The organism is Brevundimonas fluminis (genome assembly GCF_003934285.1).
In the GTDB taxonomy this organism is placed as follows: domain Bacteria; phylum Pseudomonadota; class Alphaproteobacteria; order Caulobacterales; family Caulobacteraceae; genus Brevundimonas; species Brevundimonas fluminis.
The window spans coordinates 302,610-323,235 of the sequence record NZ_RQWJ01000002.1 but is presented as its reverse complement, the minus strand read 5'-3'; the positions used below and the strand labels follow the sequence as shown (position 1 = coordinate 323,235).

The following is a 20,626-nucleotide window of genomic DNA, read 5'->3' as shown; positions in this document are numbered from 1 at the left end:
CCATGGCGCGTGCGGCGCTTCGCCGCTAAACGGCGCCCCATGGCCATGGGCGTTTTCGATTCCGGCGTGGGCGGACTGACCGTTCACCGCGAGCTGACGCGGCGGTTCCCGACCGCCGACTTCGTCTATCTGGCCGACCAGGCCATGGCTCCGTACGGCGGACGCGGCGGCGAGGAGATCGTCGATCTGACGCGCGCCGGCTGCGAGCGGCTGGTCGAGGCCGGCGCCAGCCTGATCGTCCTGGCCTGCAACACCGCCTCGGCCATCGCCCTGCGCCGGCTGCAGCAGACCTGGGTTCCCGAGGTGAGGGCCCGCACCGGCCGGCCCGTCAACGTGCTGGGCATCATCGTGCCGACCATCGAGGCGGCGACCGGACTGCCGTGGACCTACGAGGCAGAGCGTCTGCGGGAGGAGGGCGAGAAGCGGGAATCGCTGGAAATCACCGGCGTCTTCTGCACCGCCGCCACGGCGATGAGCCGGGTTTATGAGATCGAGATCGACAAGCGCCGCGACGACCTGGCGGTGTTCTCGGAACCCTGCCCGGGACTGGCCGGCCTGATCGAGCTGGGCGCGCCGGACGAGGAGCTGGAAGTCGTGGTCCGCGACCACGTCGACGCCCTGCGCCGCCGGGTCGGGCGGCATCCGGACAAGGCCATCCTGGGCTGCACCCATTATGAGATCGTGGCGGACGTCTTCGCCCGCGAACTGCCCGAGGGCACGCCGCTGATCCACCAGCCCTCGGCCGTGGCCGACGCGCTGGAACGGTATGTGACGCGGCACCCGGAATACGATCTGGGCGCGGGTGCCGGACGGGTCTTCCTGACCACGGGCAAGGCCGGACCACAGAGCGAGCGCGTGTCGAGGTTCTGGGGCGCCCCGTTGACGTTCGACCCGGCTTGACGGCCGCATTCGGCGCGCGCTGGATGGCGTCGGAGGAACCTGATGCGCACCTTGATCCTTGCCCTCTCCGCCCTGATCGCCGCCGTCGGCACGCCGGCCGCCGCCGAGATCGTGTCGCGGAGCGAGAACGCCTTCATGCTCAAGTTCAGAGGGCGGACGACGCTCGGCCCCGCTGGCGTTCCTGAGGCCCTGTCGCAGCTGCCGCTCTGGTGGGATCCGGCGCACAGCTATTCGGGCGACGCGGACAACCTGAGCCTCGACCTCGGCGTCGGCGGCTGCTGGTGCGAGAAGCTGGAGGACGGGACCGACTTCGATCACGGCCGGACCCTGTCGGTCGAGCCGGACGAGATGCGTTTTCACGCGCCGTTCGGTCCGCTGCGGTCCATGGCGACCCGGGCCGATCTGGTCGTGACCTATCCTTTGGTGGACGGCGTGGTCACGCCGACATGGACCTTCGTCGTCGAGGGGCCGGGCGTGGGCGCCATGGCCGAGCCGGTCGACGCGGTCATGGGCGGCGGCTTCGCCCGCTGGATCGCCCATATGGACGGGCTGGCCGCCGCCGGGCGCTGACCTCAGGCTTCGGCCAGCGCGGCTTCCGAAGCCACGATCCTGCCGGCGGCGTGGACGACGGCGCCGATGCGCAGGGCGGCCTGGACCTGGGGCGCGGTGACGCCGTGTTTGCGCAGCTCAGCCTCGTGCGCGTCAAGGCAGGCGCCGCAGCCGTTGATGGCCGAGACGGCGGTGCACCACAGTTCGAAGTCGATCTTCACCACGCCGGGATTGGCGATCACGTTCATACGCAGGCGCGCCGGGATCGTCCGGTATTCCCCGTTCTGCATGAGGTGCAGAGACCGGTAGTAGATGTTGTTCATGCCCATGACGGCGGCGGCGGACTTCGCCGCGTTCATCGCCTCGGGCGTCAGCACGGTCGCGGCCTGGGCCTCGATCAGCTTCACCAGCGGCGCGACGCCCAGCGAGTGGGCCGAGGCCAGGAAGCAGCCCCACTTCTGCTGGTCGTTCAGCGTCGTCTCATTGGCGAGCGACGACAGGTTCAGGGAGATGTCCCTGGCGTAGGCCGGGATCAGATCGCGCAGGGCGTCCAGCGACATGGGGCAGTCCTTCAGATGCGATGAGAAAGGGCGGCGACGGTGACCGCCGCCGCCCTCGATTTCAGGCCCGACGACCGGCTCAGGCCGCCAGGGTCTCGCCGCCCACGGGGCGGTTGCAGGCGCACAGCTCGTCGGTCTGCAGGGCGTCGACCACGCGCAGGGTGTCGGCGGGGGCCCGGCCCACGTTCAGGTTGGTGACGTAGACGTGCTGCACCACGTTGTGCGGGTCGACGACGAAGGTGGCGCGGAGCGCGACGCCCTCGGCCTCGTCCAGCACGCCCAGCGCGCGGGCGAAGACGCCGCCATTGTCGGCGAACTGCCAGATCGGCAGCTTGTTCAGGTCGGCGTGGTCGCGGCGCCAGGCCAGCTTGACGAACTCATTGTCGGTCGAGCCGCCGAGGACGACGGTGTCGCGGTCGTCGAACTCGCGCGCCAGCGAGGCGAACTCGGCGATCTCGGTCGGGCACACGAAGGTGAAGTCCTTCGGGTAGAAGAAGATGACCTTCCACTTGCCCTCGAACGACTCTTTCGTGATCGGCTCGAACGCCGACACGCCGTTCTCCTCGTGGCTGTTGAAGCCCGGCTTCACGCCGATGATCTTGAAATCAGGCAGGGTCTGGCCGACGCCCAGCATGGGAAACTCCGTTTTCGATGAAGAGGTTCGGCGGGGGGAGCCGCCGTCGACGCCTAGATGGATTGCTGCGCCTGCGAAGTCAAATGGATCGTTTCGCACTCGCACAAAAACTGGGCTTATGGAGGGGCCATAAACTGAACCGTGCCTCATCATGAGAACTATCGATTTGGCTTTGAGGTCCGGGCCGCCCAGGGTGAACGCCCAACCCTCAGCCACAAGAGGCCAGTCATGGACGGAAACGACCGCAGCCCCCTCAGCGACCCGAACAAGAAGCCGGCGGCGCTCCGCAGCCTCCTGGGCCGCACCAACCGTGACTGGTGGCCCAATCACCTGTCGACCGAAATCCTGCACCAGCAGGGCAAGTCGGGCGACCCGATGGGCGACGACTTCGACTATGCCGAGGCGTTCAGGAAGCTGGATTACGCGGCGGTCAAGCGCGACCTGCACGCCCTGATGACCGACAGCCAGCCGTGGTGGCCTGCGGACTATGGCCACTACGGCCCCTTCTTCATCCGCATGGCGTGGCACTCGGCGGGCACCTATCGCACAGGGGACGGCCGTGGCGGCGCCGGCGCGGGCCAGCAGCGCTTCGCCCCGCTGAACTCGTGGCCGGACAACGGCAACCTGGACAAGGCGCGCCGCCTGCTGTGGCCGATCAAACAGAAGTACGGCGCCAGCCTGTCGTGGGCCGATCTGATGATCCTGGCCGGAAACGTGGCCATCGAGTCGATGGGCGGGCCCGTGTTCGGCTTCGGCGGCGGCCGGGCGGACGTGTGGGAGCCCGAGAAGGACGTCTACTGGGGCACCGAGGAGGAGTGGGTCGGCTCGGAGACCAGCCAGACCCGGATCCAGCCCGACAAGGAGATGGCGCTGGAAGAACCCCTCGCCGCCATCCAGATGGGCCTCATCTACGTCAATCCGGAAGGTCCGGGCGGGCATCCCGACGCCCTGCAGTCGGCGCGCGACATCCGCGAGACCTTCGCCCGGATGGGAATGAACGACGAGGAGACCGTCGCCCTGACCGTCGGCGGCCACACCTTCGGCAAGGCGCACGGCGCCGGCGACGCCAAGAAGGTGGGCGTGTCGCCCGAGGGCGCGGACATCGCGCAGCAAGGGCTGGGCTGGGTCTCGGGCCACGAGAGCGGCATGGGCGACCACACCATCACCTCGGGCATCGAGGGCGCGTGGACGCCGACGCCGATCACCTGGGACATGTCCTATTTCGACATGCTGCTGGACCACGAGTACGAGCTGGTCCGCAGCCCCGCCGGCGCGAAGCAGTGGCAGCCGGTCGGCAATCCGCCGGAGACGCTGGCCCCCGCCGCCCACACGCCGGGCAAGCGCGTGCCCACCATGATGACCACCGCCGACCTGGCGATGAAGGTCGACCCCTCCTATCGCGCCGTGATGGAGAAGTTCCGGGCGGATCCGGCCTACTTCGGCGACGCCTTCGCCCGCGCCTGGTTCAAGCTGTGCCACCGCGACATGGGTCCGAAGGCCCGCTACCTTGGCCCGGAGGTCCCGGCGGAGGACCTGATCTGGCAGGATCCGATCCCGGCGCATACGGGGCCGAAGCTGACCGACGCGGACGTGGCCTCGCTGAAGGACCGCATCGCCGCGTCCGGCCTGTCGGTCGCCGACCTGGTCCGCACGGCCTGGGCCTCGGCGGCGACATGGCGCGGTTCTGACCACCGCGGCGGCGCCAACGGCGCGCGCATCCGCCTGGCCCCGCAGAAGGACTGGGACGTCAACGAACCAAACAAGCTGGCCAAGGTCCTCAAGGTCTATGAGGACATCAAGGCGGCGTCCGGCCTGAACGTCTCGATCGCCGACCTGATCGTGCTGGGCGGCGGCGTCGGGGTGGAGCAGGCGGCGAAGGCGGCGGGTCACGCAGTCACCGTTCCGTTCGCGCCCGGCCGCACCGACGCGACGCAGGAGCAGACCGACGTCGACGGCTTCAAGGTGCTGGAGCCGCGCGCCGACGGCTTCCGCAACTATCTGCAGGTGCGCTTCAACGTCCCGACGGAGGAGTTGCTGATCGACCGGGCGCAGCTGCTGGGCCTGACGGCGCCGCAGATGACGGTGTTGGTCGGCGGGCTGCGCGTGCTGGGCGTCAACCACGGCGACAGCGCCCACGGCGTCTTCACGGACCGCAAGGGCCAGCTGACCAACGACTTCTTCGTCAACCTGCTGGACATGCGGACGGCCTGGAAACAGGTCGACGATTCCGGCGACGAGACCTTCGTCGGCTCGGATCGCCTCACCGGCGAGAAGCGCTGGACGGCCACGCGCACCGATCTGGTGTTCGGTTCCAACTCGGAGCTCAGGGCTCTGGCCGAGGTCTACGCCTCCTCCGACGCCGGCGAGAAGTTCGTGCGCGACTTCGTCTCCGCCTGGGTCAAGGTGATGGAGAACGACCGGTACGACCTGCCTCGCGCGCGGAAGAAGGCCAAGGAAGCGGGTCAGGCCTGAGTCTGAACCGATCGGCGTGGCGTCGGGCATAGGAAGGTCTTATGTCCGGCGCCATGCTCCCGACCCTTCGACAGCTGCAGTATCTGAAACTTCTGGCCGAGCACGGCTCGTTCAGCCGGGCCGCCGAGGCCGCGCACGTCAGCCAGCCGGCCCTATCCAGCGGGGTGCAGGAGCTTGAGCGCATTCTGGGCGCGCCCGTCGTGGAGCGCACGCGCGGCCAGATCACCCTGACCGCCGTGGGGGCCGAAGCCGTCCGGCGCGCCGAAGACGTGCTGGCCCGCACCGAGGATCTGGTCGAGGCGGCGCGGAACGCCGGCAAGCCGCTGTCCGGCCGGTTCCGTCTGGGCGTCATCCCGACCATCGCGCCTTTCCTGCTGCCCGCGCGACTGCCCGGCCTGAAGGCCGCGCACCCGGACCTGAAGCTGTTCATCCGCGAAGACCTGACCCCGCGCCTGGTGGCCGAACTGAAGGCCGGCCGGCTGGACGCGGCGGTCATCGCCCTCCCCTATGCCGCCGCCGGTCTGGATCACGCGCGGATCGGCGACGACGCCATCCTGGCCGTGGCGCCCGCCGACCATCGGCTGGCGGGATCAGGACCGGTCAAGTCCGGTCAGCTCAGGTCCGAGGACCTGATCCTGCTGGAGGACGGCCACTGCCTGCGCGATCAGGCGCTGGCGGCCCTGTCGCTGGACGCGCCCAAGGGCGAGGACGTCTTCGCCGCGACCAGCCTGCACACCCTGGTGCAGATGATCTCGTCCGGCCTCGGGGTCAGCTTCCTGCCCGAGATGGCCATCCGCGCCGGCCTGGCCGATGCGCCGGGCGTGGTGGTGCGTCCGCTGGCCGGCGGCGCCGGCGGCGCGCCCAGCCGCGAGATCGTCGTGGCCTGGCGCAAGGGCTCCAGCCGCGCCGCGGAGGCGCGCCTGCTGGCGGAAGTGCTTCGGTTGAACTGACCTTACGGCGAAGTCATCTGGATTGCTGAAATGTCACTGGTCTGTGGCCGAACGGCACGGCATCGATGGGAGACCTCGTTCGTCCGGAACCGCCGCCATGAAGACGCTCGCTCCCGCCCTGATCGCCGCCGCGCTGACGGCCACCGCCGCCTGCGCCCCCGTGGTGCAGGGCGGCCCGCCTATGGACCTGCCGCCGGGTCTGGCCGAGACCGCACAGATCGGCACGGTCTACATGTCCAGCGACTGGCTGCAGGTCGAGGACGACTTCTCCGACACCTTCGTGGAAGAGGTCGACGAGGAAATGCAGATGTGCGCCTACGGCACCTATCCGCTGGATCTGCGCCTGCATGTCGAGGACGTGCGCCGCGCGGGTCGGCTGGGCGTGGCGCTGAACGGGGACGGAGTGCACACCATCCGCGCGACCGCAGAACTCGTCGATCCGCGCCGCGACAATCTGATCGTCGGCCGGTATCCGCTGGTGGTCGACGTGCCGGCGGGCGGCCGCGTCGCCGGCATCTTCGGCGACCGCCAGATGATCGCGTCGGAAGCCTTCGGCCGCGCCCTGTGCGACGCGGCCTTCGCCCGAAACCCTCGCCGTCCCGGCCCGCACAACGCCACGCCCGACTGATGCGCGCCCTGATCTGGGCCGCCGCCCTCTTCGTCACGGGCTGCTCGGCGTCGTTCTGGGAGATGAACCCGCCGACGCGGATCACCATCGAGCCGGCGGCGGCCGCACGTCTCCGCATCGACCGCGTGGAGGTGCGCAGCAGCTACTACGACCCGCCGGACGGGTTTTCCCGCGCGTTCGGGCCCGCCTTCACGGCGCGCACCGACGCCTGCCTGGCGGGCGAGACCCCGGCCACGGCCACCGTCTTCGTCCACGCGCTGGATCGCGGCTCCGACCTGTCCGACGGCCGCCTGTCGGGCAGCGTCGACGTGAAGGACGCGGCGGGTCGGGTACTGGCGCGCTTTCCCGTCACCGTCGAGCTGTCGCCGATTCCGGACGACGTCGACGCGCGCCGCCGCGCGGTGGGTGAGGCTTTCGCCGCCGCCGCCTGCGCCGAACTCACCGGCCGCTGAGCGCTGCCCGGCGCCTCAGTGCCGGAACACCCGCGTGCCGGTGAAGGCCATGGCGACGCCCTTCTCGTCCGCAGCGGCGACGACCTCGTCGTCGCGGATGGAGCCGCCCGGCTGAATCACCGCCGTGGCCCCCGCCGCCACCGCTTCCAGAAGACCGTCGGCGAAGGGGAAGAAGGCCTCGGACGCGCAGGCCGACCCCTGGGCCAGCGAGGCGGGCAGGCCCAATGCGTGGCCCGCCTCGGCGGCGCGCAGCGAGGCGATGCGGGCGGAGTCCCGCCGGTTCATCTGGCCGGCGCCGATGCCGGCGGTGCGGCCGTCCCTGGCATAGACGATCGCGTTCGACTTGACGTGCTTGGCCACAGTGAAGGCAAACAGCATGTCCTCGATCTCCTGCGGCGTCGGCTGCCGCTTCGTCACGATCTTCAGGTCGGCGGCCGTGATCCGCGCGACGTCGCGCGACTGGACAAGGAAGCCGCCGGCGACGCTCCGGAACACCTCGCCGGGCGCCAGCGGGTCGGGCAGACCCTCGGTCAGCAGCAGACGCAGGTTCTTCTTCGCCGCGAACACCGCCTTCGCCGCGTCGTCGGCGCCGGGCGCGATGACCACTTCGGTGAAGATCTCGACGATCTTTTGCGCGTCCGCCCCGGTCAGCGGCCGGTTGACGGCGATCACGCCGCCGAAGGCCGAGACGGGGTCGCACTCCAGCGCGCGGACATAGGCCTCGGTCAGGTCTCCGCCGGTCGCCACGCCGCAAGGATTGGCGTGCTTGACGATGACGCAGGCCGGGGTCTCGAACTCGGCGACCAGCTCATAGGCGGCGTCGGCGTCGGCGATGTTGTTGTAGCCCAGCTCCTTGCCCTGCAGCTGGCGCGCATTGGCGACGCCGGGGCGCGTCTCGGACGTGCGGTAGAAGGCGCCCGCCTGATGCGGATTCTCGCCGTAGCGTAGGGTCTGGGCCAGCGTGCCGGCGATCGTCTTGCGGGCCGGAGCGGCGTCGGCGATCTGGCCGGCGAACCAGCCGGACACGGCGGCGTCATAGGCGGCGGTGCGGGCGAAGGCGCGGGCGGCCAGGCGCTTGCGCAGGTCCAGCGACGTGGCGCCGTCGGCCTTCAGGGCCTCGACGATCCAGCCGATGGACTCCGCGTCCACGGCGACGGCGACGTGGCCGTGGTTCTTGGACGCCGAGCGGATCATGGCCGGGCCGCCGATGTCGACGTTCTCGATCGCCGCCTCGAACCCGCCGCCCGACGCCACGGTCGCCTCGAACGGGTAGAGGTCGATCCAGACCAGATCGATCGGCCCGATGCCGTGCTCGCCCATCGCCGCCGCGTGCGACGGCGCGTTGCGCACGCCCAGCAGGCCTCCGTGCACCACGGGGTGCAGGGTCTTGACCCTTCCGTCCATCATTTCGGGGAAGCCGGTCAGATCGGCCACGTCCTTCACGGGCAGGTCGAGCGCCGCGATCGCCGCGCGCGTGCCGCCGGTGGAGACCAGCTCGACGCCCAGGCCGTGCAGGGTGCGCGCGACGCCCTCCAGCCCGGTCTTGTCGGACAGGGAGAGCAGCGCGCGCGCGGGCGCGACCCGGTCGGGCGCGGGCGGAAAGTCGGGAGCGGCGGGCATGGGCGGTCTCGGCGGCTGGGGAGGGGCGGGACGCCGGGCGGCTTAGCAGACGTCTCGGTTGACGTCTCCTCCCGTCCCGAAGGAATGGCGAGGAGACGTGAGGGGCTACACCGGATCCCCCGCCCCGCCCGCCGGGCTCAGCTTCCAGCGGACCTTGGTCTCGGCGTCGGTTCGCGCCGAGCCGCGCACCACGATCTGCAGCGACCGTCGCGTCAGGCCGCCATCGACGTGGACCGAGGGCTCGATGGCCACGTCCGGCCCGTCGGTGCGGAACCACCAGCCGCGGCTGGAATGGCCCCGCAGCAGGATGGAGCGGCGATCGCGAGCCAGCGAGGCCTGCACGCCCGGCTCCAGATGGAAGCGGATGGCGTAGGGGGCGGCGATCTGACGGGTGACGTCGGGCCGGCCGGGCGTCGGGAACAGCCGTTCCTCGGCCCGCAGTTCGTCCATGCGCTGGTCCAGATACAGGCGGCGCTGGTGCGTCAGTCCGAAGGGCGGCGTCCAGCCGTCGTGCTCGATCTCCAGCCAGACGGCGCCGTCGCCGTCGCGCCGTTCGGTCCGCACGGCATAGGGTTTGCCCGCCAGTCGTGCGCCCAGCACCTCCGCCCGCCATCCGGACAGGGGCTCGCCCAGCGAGCTTTCGCCCAGCGTCAGAGTGGAATGACCCGGCGTCAGGCGCAGGCCCTGACGGTCCGACGCCAGCGGGGTCCAGCCGCAGCCGGTGACCAGCCGGTCCTTGCCGCAGACGATCTCCAGCGCCATCGGCTGGGCGCACGCCTCCGCGCCCCAGGCTCCGCGGGGCGGCGCGGCGACGTCGGCCAGCACCGTCAGAAGCGGGCTCTGCAGCCGCGCGAACCCGGCGCACGCGACGCCCGGCTCCGAGGCTTCGACCGGACCCAGCGCCGCCACGACCGAAGCCGGATTCGAAGGACCCCCGCCGTGGTACGACCCCATGCGTCCGTCGGGCAGGGCCAGGGTGCGCACGCCCTTGCCCAGCCGCGTCACGGCCTGGGTCACCGGCTCCGGAACCGGCTCGCCGATCTGGCCCAGGGCGTCGGACAGGGCGACGAGGTCCAGCAGAAGCTCCAGACCCGCCTCCGGACTGCGCAGGGCGTGACCGCCGTCGTCTCCGACGGCCTGGACCAACGCGCGCGGCAGCCGGCTCAGGGCGCGACGACGCAGACCGGCGCCGACGGGTCCGGTCAGGACGCAGCCGGCGAGGGCCGCGGCCGTCAGGCGTTCTGCGCGGCGGGCCGTCGGATCGGGCGCGCGCAGCAGCTGCCGCGCCTGCCGCGACAGGCTGACGGCGAGCGCCAGACGGTCGGCCTCGTCCGCCACGGAGCCCAGGCGCCGGGCGGCGCAGGACAGGTTGAACACCCTTCGGGCCAGCCGGTCGGGATCCCAGACGAACGGAGACCAGCGGCGGAAGACCGCCTCCCACCCCCGCACCAGCCGCAGCGCCTCGCGCGCGCCTCGCTCGCCCTCGGCCATCAGGTGCGGCAGCCAGGCGAAGGCGTGCAGCTGGGCCGCGAAGGGCTGCGACGGGCTGGGGCGGTTCCACGGATCCTCGGGCGCGGCGGCGTCCATGGCCGTTCCGGCCAGAACGAAGCGACCGTCCAGAACCGACCTGCCCAGCGTCGCGTCGACCGGGCGCGGATCCTTCGGCGCGCAGGCGAAGGCGGCGACCTTCGTCCCGCCCAGCGTGCCGCCGTAGCCGGGGAGGCCGTAGAGCTCGATCCACAGCTGACGGGTCAGCATTCGCCCGGCCAGCGCGGGCCAGAGTTCGGGACCGGAGGCGGCGCCGGTCGGCTTCACGGGCGTGCGCATCGGCGCGCCGCGCAGTCCGGGGATGTCGGGTCCGGCGCTCACGCCGCGGCTTTGAGCGCCGAAATGTTGGCGGCGTAGGCGCTCGCGCCGCCCTTGAAGGCCGCCGTTCCGGCGACGAGCGCGTCTGCTCCGGCCGCGACGCAGGCCCCGGCGTTCGACGCGGTCACGCCCCCGTCGACCTGAAGCGTCGCCTTCGACCCCGCCGCGTCCAAGATGGCGCGGACCCGCTCGATCTTGCGCAGGGAGGACTCGATGAAACCCTGCCCGCCGAACCCCGGATTGACCGACATGATCAGGACGAGGTCGAGCAGATCGACCGTCTCGGCCACCACCTCGACCGGGGTGGCCGGGTTCAGCACCAGGCCGGCCTTCGCCCCCAGCTTGCGGATCTGCCCCAGGGTGCGATGCACATGCGGACCGCTCTCGGGATGGACGCTCAGGATGTCCGCCCCCGCCTCACGATAGGCCTCCAGCCACGGATCGACCGGCGCGACCATCAGGTGCACGTCGAACGGCTTCCTCGAGTGCGGCCGAAGGGCCTTCACCACCATCGGACCGATGGTCAGGTTGGGAACGAAGTGACCGTCCATGACGTCGACGTGGATCCAGTCGGCGCCCGCCGCGTCGATGGCGGCGACCTCCTCGCCCAGCTTGGCGAAATCGGCGGACAGGATGGACGGACAGATAAGGGGCGCGGCCATGCCCCGGGCTTAAGCCGGGCCGGGGGCGGGGGCAAGCGCGTCAGGCGATCCGGTCGAAGCGGGCGACGAAGAAGCCGTCCAGGCCGCCGCGCTCAGGCCACTGGCCGGGATGCAGGCGAAGGCCGTGGTCGCCGAGCGCGTCGTCCGGCGCGCCGACGGCCGCGGGGTCGACGGGCGTCAGGCGGAAGTCGGGGCGGCGGCGCAGGAAGGCCGGGACCTGGCCCTCGCCCTCTTCCCGCTCCAGCGAGCAGACGCAGTAGACCAGCCGCCCGCCCGGCTTCACCCGGTCGGCGCCGGCGTCCAGCAGGCGATGCTGCACGTCCGACAGATTGGCCACGTCGGCGGGGCGCACGGCGTGCAGGGCCTCCGGATGGCGGCGAAGCGTGCCCGTGGCGGTGCAGGGCGCGTCCAGCAGCACGGCGTCGAAGGTGCGCGGATCGTCCCACGCCGCGGCGTCGGCGGCGACGACCTCGGCCGTCAGACCGGTGCGGGTCAGGTTCTCGTGCACCCGCTTCAGGCGCGAGGCATTGCGGTCCAGCGCGACCACCGACGCCCCTGAGGCGGCCAGTTGCAGCGTCTTGCCGCCCGGCGCGGCGCACAGGTCCAGCACGCTCTCGCCGGCTTGCGGGGCCAGCGCCCGGACGGGCACGGCGGCGGCCGCGTCCTGCACCCACCAGTCCCCGGCGTCGTAGCCGGGCCATGTCGTCAGGTCGCCGCGGCGGCGCGTGCGCACCGAGCCGCCGGGCAAGACCTCGCCGTCCAGCGCGGCGGCCAGTGCGGCGGCGTCGACGCCCGGCTTCAGGCTGAGGTCGGTCGCCGGCTCCTCGCGCGCGGTTCGGGCGATTCCGATCACCGCATCCACGCCCCAGACCTGCGTCCAGCGGGCCTGCAACCAGCCGGGCAGGTTGGCCACGGGGTCGGCGTCCGGCAGGCCGTCACGCTCCAGCCCGCGCAGCACGGCGTTGACCAGAGCCTTGTAGGGTCGGGTCTTGGCTTCGCGCTCGGCCAGCTTCACGGCGGTGGAGACGGTGGCGAAGGCGGGCACGTCCAGCGCCAGCCGCTGGGCCAGGGCGACGCGCAGGAGGGTTCGGACCTGCTGGGGAGGCGCGGTCTTGAGCCGGGCGTCCAGGGCCCGGTCGATCTCTCCCAGACGCCGCAGGGCGCCCATGGCGACGGCCCTGGCGAAGGCCCGGTCCTGGGGCGGCAGGGCGTTGAACGGCTTGCCCGCCTGCACCGCCGCGAGTCCGTCGCGTCCCGAAAGGGCGCCTTCCAGGAGGGCGCCGGCGACGCGGCGCGCCTCGATCCCGGGCTCGGCCTCGCTCACACCGAGACCTGCGCGCCCAGTTCGACCACGCGCCCGGGCGGGATGTGGAAGAAGTCGGTCGGGTTGGCGGCGTTGCGCATCAGGAAAATGTACAGCTTGTCCTGCCACAGCGGCATGCCCTGCTGCGCCGACGGCACCAGAGAGCGGCGGCCGAGGAAGAAGCTCGTCGACATGATGTCGAACTTCAGCCCGTGCTTGCGGCACACGGAAAGGGCGCGCGGCACGTGCGGCTGCTCCATGAAGCCGTAACTGATGGTCAGCTTCTTGAAGTCGTCCGAGATGGGCTCGATCCTGATCCGCTGTTCCTCGGGAACGCGCGGCCGATCGGTGGTCCGCACCGTCAGGATCACGTTCTTCTCGTGCAGCACCTTGTTGTGCTTGAGGTTGTGCATCAGGGCCACGGGCGCGACGTCGGGGTCGCTGGTCAGGAAGATGGCCGTGCCCGGCGCGCGGTGCGGCGGTCGGGCCCGCAGCATCTCGATCAGATCGGTCAGCGGCAGGGAGTCCTTGCGCGTCTTGGCGGTCAGTATCTGCGTGCCGCGCACCCAGGTCCACATCAGGATCAGCAGGCCGGCGCCCAGAACCAGCGGGAACCACGCGCCCTGCGGAATCTTCAGAAGGTTCGAGGTCAGGAACACGAGATCCAGCGCCACGAACGGCGTCAGCACCACCAGAGACAGCGGCAGGGACCACTTCCACAGCTTCCTGACCACGAACCAGGCCAGCAGGCTGTCGACGAACATCGAGCCGGTCACCGCGATGCCGTAGGCGGCGGCGAGGTTCGACGAGGTCTGGAACATGGCCAGCAGGAACAGGACGCCGACCATCAGCATGATGTTGACCGCCGGCACGAAGATCTGGCCGGCCTGGCTTTCCGAGGTGTTGAGGATGCTGATGCGCGGCAGCAGGCCCAGCTGCACCGCCTGCTGGGTGACGGAGAAGGCGCCCGTGATCACCGCCTGACTGGCGATGATGGCGGCGATGGTGGCGATGACGAAGACGGGCCAATAGGCCATCTCGGGCACCATCATCCAGAACGGATTCTCGGCGGCCGACCGGTCCGACAGCACCAGACCGCCCTGACCCAGGTAGTTCAGCGTCAGACACGGCAGGACGAAGAACAGCCAGCCCTGACGGATCGGCGCCTTTCCGAAATGGCCCATGTCGGCATACAGCGCCTCCGCGCCGGTGACGGCCAGGAAGACGCTGCCCAGGATGACGAAGCCCAGGAAGCCGTTGTCGATCAGGAACAGCACGCCGTAATGCGGCGACAGGGCCCGCAGGATCGAGACGTCGTCGAAGATGTGGTAGAGGCCCAGCGCGCCCAGCACGAGGAACCAGACCGTCGTCAGCGGCCCGAACCACTTGGCGACGCTGGCCGTGCCCCGCGACTGGATCAGGAACAGGCCGATCAGGATGCCCGCCGCGATCGGCAGGATGAAGGCGTCCACCCGCCCGCCCAGACCGGGCGCGTCCTTCAAGCCCTCGACCGCACCCATCACCGACACGGCGGGCGTGATGATGCCGTCGCCGTAGAACAGGGCCGCGCCGCAGACGCCGAGGATGAAGATGAGGGCGCTGCGCCGACCGACGGCGTGCTGGGCGAGGGCCATCAGGGACAGGGTGCCGCCCTCGCCCTTGTTGTCGGCCTTCATCAGGAAGACGACGTACTTCAGCGTCACCACCAGGATCAGGGCCCAGAACACCAGCGACACCACGCCCAGCACGGCCAGTTCGGCCTGGCCGCCCGAGCGGCTGTGGGCCAGGGCCTCGCGCATGGCGTAGAAGGGGCTGGTGCCGATGTCGCCGAAGACGACGCCGATGGCGCCGACGACCAGGGCGGCCTTGCCGGAACGCGCGTGCCCGTCCCCGTGACCGGGGTCCGACGGCGCGGCGGTGGTGGTGGAAGCGGCGGGCGGAAGGGCCTCGTCGCGGGGCTCGACCCCAGCCATTCAGTGTCTCCGGGATCCGCGGGGAGGCGGTCCGTCCGTGAAAGCCGCGGGGCCTTACGCCCTTTCTCGCGGCGCATCAATCGCGGGCGCGGAACGATCCGCCGCGGGCCAGGGTTGCGCCGTTTGTGATTCGTCGCCCGACCTCCTAAATCAGGGGCTGGAGCCGCCATGTCCGACAGCCAGAGATTTCCCGTCGCCGCGCACGCCCTGGCCTATCTGGCCCACAAGGGCGCCTATGGGCCGGAGGCGGCCGCGCCGAGCGCCGTCCTGGCCGCGTCCGTGCCGACCAACCCGGTGGTCGTCCGTCGCGTGACCGCGCTTCTGGCCAAGGCCGGCCTGATCGCCACGCGGCCCGGTGCGTCCGGCGGAGCCTGGCTGCTGCGCAGGCCCGAGGACATCTCGCTGGACGAGGTGCTGCGCGCGGTGAACGGCTGCGCCCATCTGGGCTCGACGCCCGCAGGGGCCAAGGGCTGCCCGGTCGGCGAGCACATCCCCCGGCAGGTGGCCAAGGCCCTGACCGCGGCCGACGTCGCGGCCGGAGAGGCGCTGTCGAAGATCACCATCGCCGACCTCCTGGCCGAGGACCCCGAGAGCCTGCGGCCCTTCGCCCCGCATTCCTCCTGTCCCGTCGCGGCGTGAGCCTGCCGTCGGAGGTGCGGCCCACGACGCTGGTCACCGGCGCCTCGGCCGGAATCGGCGCGGCGCTGGCGCGCGAGTACGCCCGGCACGGCTGGGACCTGATCCTGACGGCCCGGCGCGAGGGGCCGCTGACGACGTTGGCGGAGGAGCTGGCACGAACCGGCGCGGCGGTGGCCGTGCTCCTCGACGATCTCTCGGACCCGGCGGCTCCCGCGCGGCTGGTCGCGGAGATCGAGCGGCGCGGGCTGCACGTCGACGGCCTGTGCAACAACGCCGGCTTCAGCCGTACCTCCGGTTTCCTGAACACCGATCCCGCCGACCACCGCGCCATGGTGCAGGTCATGCTGGGCGCGCCGGTCGAACTGGCCCGGCGGCTGGCGCCCGGCATGGTTCGGCGCGGCTTCGGCCGCATCCTGAACGTGGCGTCTCTGGCCGGGCGCATGCCGGCGACCGGCGGCGACACCCTGTACGGGCCGATCAAGAGCTTCCTGATCAAGGCGTCGCAGGGCCTGCATCTGGAGTTGCGCGGAACCGGCGTCCACGTCACCGCCCTGTGTCCCGGCTATACGCTGACCGAGTTTCACGACGTCAACGGCACCCGCCAGGAGGTGTCTTCGGCCTATCCCGCCTGGATGTGGCAGACGGCGGAGCACGTCGCGCGCGTCGGATACGAGGCCTGCGAGTCCAACAAGGCGCAGGCGACGCCGGGCCTGATGAACAACGTGCTGGCCGGGCTCGCGAAACACCTTCCCGACCGCTGGGCGCTGAACATGGTCGGCGGCCATGCGAGGCGACTGAAGCGGATCTGACGCCTTACCGATCCTTCACGTGCGCCGCGCCGGCGCTGGGATAGCGTGCCGGAAGGGAGGATTGCACTGATGAAGACGCTCGTATGCGCCGCCGCCTTGCTGGCGCTCGCCGCGCCCGCCGCCGCACAGGTCGTCCGCTTCGAGGACGCCACCGACCGGTTGCCGGCTTTCGGCGGTCACTGGACGATGGACGTGGGCTCCGCCGATCTGGACGGCGACGGCGACCTCGACCTGGTCCTCCCGCAGGAGTTCCGGCTGAACCGGATTCTGAAGAACGAGGGCGGCCGGTTCGTCGACGCCTCGAACCTGTTCGAGCCCCTGACGACCGAGGAGATGGCCGGCGGCCCGCCGCAACTGCAGTTTCCCGGCGCCGGCCACGACAGCGAGGACGTCTCCATCGCCGATTTCGACGGCGACGGCCGGCTGGACCTGATCATCGTCCAGGAGGACGACGTGAAGTTCGGGCGGAGCGGGGTGCACGAAGGGTACCGCGCGGCGGACGGGCGGTACGCCCGCGCCTTCGCCTTGCCCGACACGGAGGCCGACGCCGTCGCCCATGGCGACCTCGACGGGGACGGAGACCTCGACCTCATCCTCGCGGGCGCCGGTCAGGACCGGGTGCTGATCAACGCCAACGGCGACTTCACCGACGAGACCGCGACCCGCGCGCCGGCGGAGGACCGCACCACCCAGGACGCCGAGGTCGTCGACGTGGACGCCGACGGCGATCTGGACGTCGTGCTGGGTCAGGAGGGCGGCTGGGGCCTGTGGCTGAACGACGGACGAGGGCATTTCGACGACGCGTCCGACCGCCTGCCCGATCCTGGCGACGTCGAGGCGCGCAAGGTGCGGGCCGCCGACGTGGACGGCGACGGCGACCTCGACCTGTTCTTCGCCCACGTGGCCTGGCAGGGCCGTGCCGGTCAGGATCGGCTGGCGCTGAACGACGGCACGGGCCGGTTCGTCATCTCGGACGCCCTCCCGACCGAGCAGGGCACCACCGTGGACGCCGCCTTCGTCGATCTGGACGGCGACGGCGACCTCGACCTGATCCGCGCGGACCTGGGCCCCGTCACGGTGTGGGAGAACGACGGCGAGGGCCGCTTCAGCGACGCCACGGCCCGTCATTTCGCCGAACCGGTCGCGGGCCCGAACGTGGCGCTGGAGGTCGCGGACTTCGACGGCGACGGCGTCGTGGACCTGTATGTCGGCCGGCTGAAGGCGGCGGGCGGCGGCATGCCCGACGTCGTCGACCGGCTCTTCTTGGGGAAGCGTTAGCCATCTTCGCAAGCCCGATCTCAAGGGATGCCGGGGCAGGCTGACCCCATGTCGCGTCCAAGCAAGCGTAACGCCCCGTCCGTCGAGCTTTCTCCGGAGCGTCAGTTCCTGAGGCTGATGAGCCACGAGATGCGGACGCCCCTCAACGGGGCGATCGGCATGCTGGGCCTGCTGCAGCGGACCCGCCTCGACGGCGCCCAGCGCGCCTATGCCGAGGCGGCGCGGGCCTCGGCGGAGCACCTGCTGGGGCTGGTCAACGACCTGCTGGACTATGCCCGGCTGGAGGCCGGCAAGCTGGAGTTCGACCTCGCGCCCGTCGATCCGGAGGCGCTCGTGCGTCAGGTGGTCGAGCTGCTGGCGCCGCGCGCCCACGACAAGGGGCTGGAGATCGTCGGCTGGTCAGAGGGGCCGGCCGTGCGCCTGTCCGCCGACGAGGGCCGGCTGCGGCAGGTGCTGTTCAATCTGGCCGGCAACGCCGTGAAGTTCACCGGGGCGGGGGCCGTGGCCGTGAAGGCGACGACGAAGACCCTGCCAGGCGGCCGGGCGCGGCTGACCCTGACGGTCGACGACACCGGCCCGGGCGTGCCCAAGGCGGCCCGCGCCCGCATCTTCGAGGAATTCGGCCATGCCGAGGCCGGCGACGCCGTGCGCGTCGACGGCGCCGGGCTGGGGCTGGCGGTGGTGCGCAAGCTGGCCGAAGCCATGAGCGGCACGGTCGCCGTGCAGGACCGGCCCGACGGTCCGGGCGCCCGGTTCATCTTCGTCGCCGAGTTCGACGCCGCGCCGGTCAAGATCGCCGCCGCCCCGCCCCTGGCCGGGCTGACGGTCGCCGTGCGCAGCCCCGATCCGTTCGTGCGTCGCGCGGCCGAGGCCCAGGCGCGGGCCTGCGGCGCCCTGATCGGCGAGCAGGCGGACGTGCTGCTCGTCGACCACGCCGAGGCGGCGGCGACCGGCCGCGCGCTGGCGGAGCGGCCGGATCGACCCGCCCTGATCCTGCTGCGCCCGACCGACCGCGATCTGATCGCCCGCTATCGCGGCGCTGGCTGGGCCGGCTATCTGATCAAGCCGCTGCGCGGCGGCTCGCTGGCCGAGCGCGTGACGGCCGCCCTGAAGCGCGGACCGCAGGCCGCGGCCGTGGTCCCCGACGACGACCGGGTGGCCCCGCCGCGCGCCTTCGCCGCGCGCGTGTTGCTGGTCGAGGACAATCCCGTCGGCGCCCTGCTGGCGAAGACCCTGCTGAAGCGCGAGGGCTGCACGGTCGAGACGGCCGCCAGCGGCGACGAGGCGCTTCAGGCGCTGAAGCGCGCCCGCTACGATCTGGTCTTCATGGACATGCGGATGCCGGGCATGGACGGGCCGACCGCGACGCGGGCCATCCGCGCCGGCGGCGACCGCACGCCCATCGTCGCCCTGACCGCCAACGCCTTCGAGGAGGACCGACGCGCCTGTCTGGAGGCGGGAATGGACGACTGGATGCCCAAGCCGCTGGAGCCCGGGACGCTGCGCGCGGCCCTGGCCCGCTGGACGAACCGCGAAGTCCGCGCCAAGGTCGCCTGATCGACGCCGTGGGGGGCGTACGGAGAGGGACGCCCGAATGACCGACGCCGCGAAACCCGCCCGGGGCCTGGGGGGCCTTGCCGTCTATGGCGAGCGGCGGACCTTCGTCATGCTGCTGCTCGGCTTCGCCTCGGGCCTGCCGAACCTGCTGATCTTCGACACCTTGTCGGCCTGGCTGCGCGACGACGGGGTTTCGCTGGAGGTCATCGGCTTTTTCGGCCTGGCCACCCTGACCTATGCGCTGAAATTCGTCTGGGCGCCGTTGCTGGACCGGACGAACATTCCGGTTCTGACGAAGTGGCTGGGTCATCGCCGCTCGTGGATGCTGGCGACGCAGGCCGTGCTGATCCTGGGGCTGTGGCTGATCTCCGGCTCGGACCCGCGGAGCGCCCTCGGCATGGTCGCCCTGTTCGCCGTCATCGTCGGCTTCTTCGGCGCGACGCAGGACATCGCGATAGACGCCTGGCGCATCGAGGCGGCCGACGACAGCCGTCAGGGGGCCATGGCGGCCGCCTATCAGCTGGGCTGGCGCGTGGCCCAGATCATCGCCGGCGCCGTGCCGCTTGTGCTGGCGGAGCTCTACAATTGGAACCTCTCCTACGCCGTCATGGCCGCCCTGATGGGCTTCGGCGTGCTGGGCGTCCTGATGGCCCCCCGCGAGAAGCAGCACGTGATCCGCCCGATCCCCGTGGGCGACGTGCCCTCCCGGCCCGGCTTCGAGGTCGTCGAATGGGTCGTGCGCCTCGCGCTCATCGCGGTCGCCGCCCTGATCATCGGCACCGGACTGACAGACAAGCCTGACGCCCTGGTGTGGGCCTTCGGCGGGGCGATGGACGAGTCGGCGCGGGCGTCCGTCGCGGCCGGCCTGAAGCTGGGCGACGCCACCGGCGTGCTGATCCAGTTCAGCTACGTGATCGGCGGCTTCCTCGTCCTGACCGCCGCCTGCTGGCCCCTTCCGGGCCTCCGGACCCGCCCCGGCGCCTATCTGGCCGGATCTTTCGGCGAGCCGCTCAAGGACTTCTTCCTGCGCTTCGGCCGGCTGGCCCTGCCGATCCTGGCCCTGATCTGCCTCTACCGGCTGGCGGATTTCGTGCTGAACATCATGAACCCCTTCTACATCGACCTCGGCTTCAGCCTCATCGAGATCGCCGAGGTGCGGAAGGTGTTCGGCGTGGTCATGACCTCCATCGGCGTCGTCATCGGCGGATGGATGGTCGCGCAGCTCGGCCTGATCCGGACCATGGTGATCGGCGCCTTCATGAGCCCGGTCTCGAACCTGATCTTCGCCTGGCTGGCGACGCAGGGGCACGACCTGTCGGCGCTGTTCGTCGCCATCGGCATCGACAACGTGGCGACCGGCATCGCCGGCACCGCGCTGATTGCCTACATGTCCAGCCTGACCTCGATCGGCTTCACCGCGACGCAGTACGCGCTGTTCAGCTCGCTGTACGCTCTGCCCGGCAAGATCATCGCCACCCAGTCCGGAAAGATCATCGAGGCCTCGGCCCGGTCGGCGGACGCGGGTGGGCCCCAGGCGGCGTTCAAGGGCCTCTTCACCGCCCTGCCAGAGGGCTCTCTGGTCGAAGGCGCGGCCAAGAGCGGAACCACCGTGCAGGGCCTCGGGGCCGGCTACTTCACCTTCTTCCTCTATTCGACGGTGATCGGCGTCTTCGCCATCCTGCTGGCCTTCTACGTCGCGAAGCGCCAGCCCGCCGTCATGGCCGAAGCCGCCGGCCGCGCGGAGGAAGAGAAGGCCGGGGCCCAGCCGTCGTGA

General features: G+C 71.1%; 18 protein-coding genes. 11 read left to right on the top strand and 7 right to left on the bottom strand.

Going from position 1 to position 20,626, the window contains the following annotated elements; translation table 11 throughout:
• Nucleotides 1-39: 39 nt before the first annotated feature.
• Nucleotides 40-900, top strand: coding sequence for a glutamate racemase (locus EFJ44_RS02110; RefSeq protein ID WP_125255530.1), 861 nt, complete (start codon nucleotides 40-42; stop codon nucleotides 898-900).
• Between the two features lie 42 nt (nucleotides 901-942).
• On the top strand, nucleotides 943-1,470 hold the full coding sequence (locus tag EFJ44_RS02105; protein ID WP_125255529.1) for an SRPBCC family protein: 528 nt from the start codon (nucleotides 943-945) through the stop codon (nucleotides 1,468-1,470).
• Nucleotides 1,471-1,472: 2 nt separating this feature from the next.
• Here the strand turns inward: EFJ44_RS02105 and ahpD are convergent, their stop codons facing one another.
• Nucleotides 1,473-2,009: an alkylhydroperoxidase, AhpD family gene (gene ahpD / locus EFJ44_RS02100; RefSeq protein WP_125255528.1), complete on the bottom strand. Its 537-nt coding sequence runs from the start codon at nucleotides 2,007-2,009 to the stop codon at nucleotides 1,473-1,475.
• Nucleotides 2,010-2,088: 79 nt separating this feature from the next.
• On the bottom strand, nucleotides 2,089-2,643 hold the full coding sequence (locus tag EFJ44_RS02095; protein WP_125255527.1) for a peroxiredoxin: 555 nt from the start codon (nucleotides 2,641-2,643) through the stop codon (nucleotides 2,089-2,091).
• A gap of 228 nt (nucleotides 2,644-2,871) precedes the next feature.
• On the opposite strand from EFJ44_RS02095, the gene katG reads away from it, so the two are divergent.
• The 4 genes from katG to EFJ44_RS02075 all read left to right on the top strand — a co-directional run bounded on the left by katG (nucleotide 2,872) and on the right by EFJ44_RS02075 (nucleotide 7,145).
• Nucleotides 2,872-5,115: a catalase/peroxidase HPI gene (katG, locus tag EFJ44_RS02090; RefSeq protein WP_125255526.1), complete on the top strand. Its 2,244-nt coding sequence runs from the start codon at nucleotides 2,872-2,874 to the stop codon at nucleotides 5,113-5,115.
• Between the two features lie 53 nt (nucleotides 5,116-5,168).
• A complete protein-coding gene (locus tag EFJ44_RS02085) occupies nucleotides 5,169-6,065 on the top strand; it encodes a hydrogen peroxide-inducible genes activator (RefSeq protein ID WP_125255525.1) in 897 nt (298 codons plus the stop codon).
• Between the two features lie 97 nt (nucleotides 6,066-6,162).
• On the top strand, nucleotides 6,163-6,693 hold the full coding sequence (locus EFJ44_RS02080) for a hypothetical protein (RefSeq protein WP_125255524.1): 531 nt from the start codon (nucleotides 6,163-6,165) through the stop codon (nucleotides 6,691-6,693).
• Nucleotides 6,693-7,145, top strand: coding sequence for a hypothetical protein (locus EFJ44_RS02075; RefSeq protein WP_125255523.1), 453 nt, complete (start codon nucleotides 6,693-6,695; stop codon nucleotides 7,143-7,145). Before EFJ44_RS02080 ends, EFJ44_RS02075 begins: the two co-directional genes overlap by 1 nt.
• 15 nt (nucleotides 7,146-7,160) lie before the next feature.
• Here the strand turns inward: EFJ44_RS02075 and purH are convergent, their stop codons facing one another.
• The 5 genes from purH to EFJ44_RS02050 all read right to left on the bottom strand — a co-directional run bounded on the left by purH (nucleotide 7,161) and on the right by EFJ44_RS02050 (nucleotide 14,569).
• Nucleotides 7,161-8,765, bottom strand: a complete 1,605-nt coding sequence (gene purH / locus EFJ44_RS02070) for a bifunctional phosphoribosylaminoimidazolecarboxamide formyltransferase/IMP cyclohydrolase (RefSeq protein ID WP_125255522.1) — start codon at nucleotides 8,763-8,765, stop codon at nucleotides 7,161-7,163.
• Between the two features lie 105 nt (nucleotides 8,766-8,870).
• A complete protein-coding gene (locus EFJ44_RS02065; RefSeq protein WP_241209644.1) occupies nucleotides 8,871-10,634 on the bottom strand; it encodes a heparinase II/III family protein in 1,764 nt (587 codons plus the stop codon).
• Nucleotides 10,631-11,293, bottom strand: coding sequence for a ribulose-phosphate 3-epimerase (gene rpe, locus EFJ44_RS02060; RefSeq protein ID WP_125255521.1), 663 nt, complete (start codon nucleotides 11,291-11,293; stop codon nucleotides 10,631-10,633). Before rpe ends, EFJ44_RS02065 begins: the two co-directional genes overlap by 4 nt.
• A gap of 40 nt (nucleotides 11,294-11,333) precedes the next feature.
• Nucleotides 11,334-12,617, bottom strand: coding sequence for an RsmB/NOP family class I SAM-dependent RNA methyltransferase (locus EFJ44_RS02055; RefSeq protein WP_125255520.1), 1,284 nt, complete (start codon nucleotides 12,615-12,617; stop codon nucleotides 11,334-11,336).
• The gene (locus EFJ44_RS02050) at nucleotides 12,614-14,569 is read right to left on the bottom strand and encodes a potassium transporter Kup (RefSeq protein ID WP_125255519.1); all 1,956 of its coding nucleotides are present in this window, start codon (nucleotides 14,567-14,569) and stop codon (nucleotides 12,614-12,616) included. The genes EFJ44_RS02055 and EFJ44_RS02050 overlap by 4 nt, the downstream gene beginning before the upstream one ends.
• A 168-nt stretch (nucleotides 14,570-14,737) precedes the next feature.
• Between EFJ44_RS02050 and EFJ44_RS02045 the strand changes: the two genes are divergently transcribed.
• The 5 genes from EFJ44_RS02045 to EFJ44_RS02025 all read left to right on the top strand — a co-directional run bounded on the left by EFJ44_RS02045 (nucleotide 14,738) and on the right by EFJ44_RS02025 (nucleotide 20,626).
• Nucleotides 14,738-15,208, top strand: a complete 471-nt coding sequence (locus tag EFJ44_RS02045; RefSeq protein WP_125255518.1) for an Rrf2 family transcriptional regulator — start codon at nucleotides 14,738-14,740, stop codon at nucleotides 15,206-15,208.
• On the top strand, nucleotides 15,205-16,017 hold the full coding sequence (locus EFJ44_RS02040; protein ID WP_241209643.1) for an SDR family NAD(P)-dependent oxidoreductase: 813 nt from the start codon (nucleotides 15,205-15,207) through the stop codon (nucleotides 16,015-16,017). The genes EFJ44_RS02045 and EFJ44_RS02040 overlap by 4 nt, the downstream gene beginning before the upstream one ends.
• Before the next feature lie 69 nt (nucleotides 16,018-16,086).
• A complete protein-coding gene (locus tag EFJ44_RS02035; RefSeq protein WP_125255517.1) occupies nucleotides 16,087-17,295 on the top strand; it encodes an FG-GAP repeat domain-containing protein in 1,209 nt (402 codons plus the stop codon).
• A 27-nt stretch (nucleotides 17,296-17,322) separates the two neighbouring features.
• A complete protein-coding gene (locus EFJ44_RS02030; protein ID WP_338142271.1) occupies nucleotides 17,323-18,852 on the top strand; it encodes a response regulator in 1,530 nt (509 codons plus the stop codon).
• A 37-nt stretch (nucleotides 18,853-18,889) separates the two neighbouring features.
• Complete coding sequence (locus EFJ44_RS02025; RefSeq protein ID WP_125255515.1) at nucleotides 18,890-20,626, top strand: AmpG family muropeptide MFS transporter; 1,737 nt, start codon at nucleotides 18,890-18,892, stop codon at nucleotides 20,624-20,626.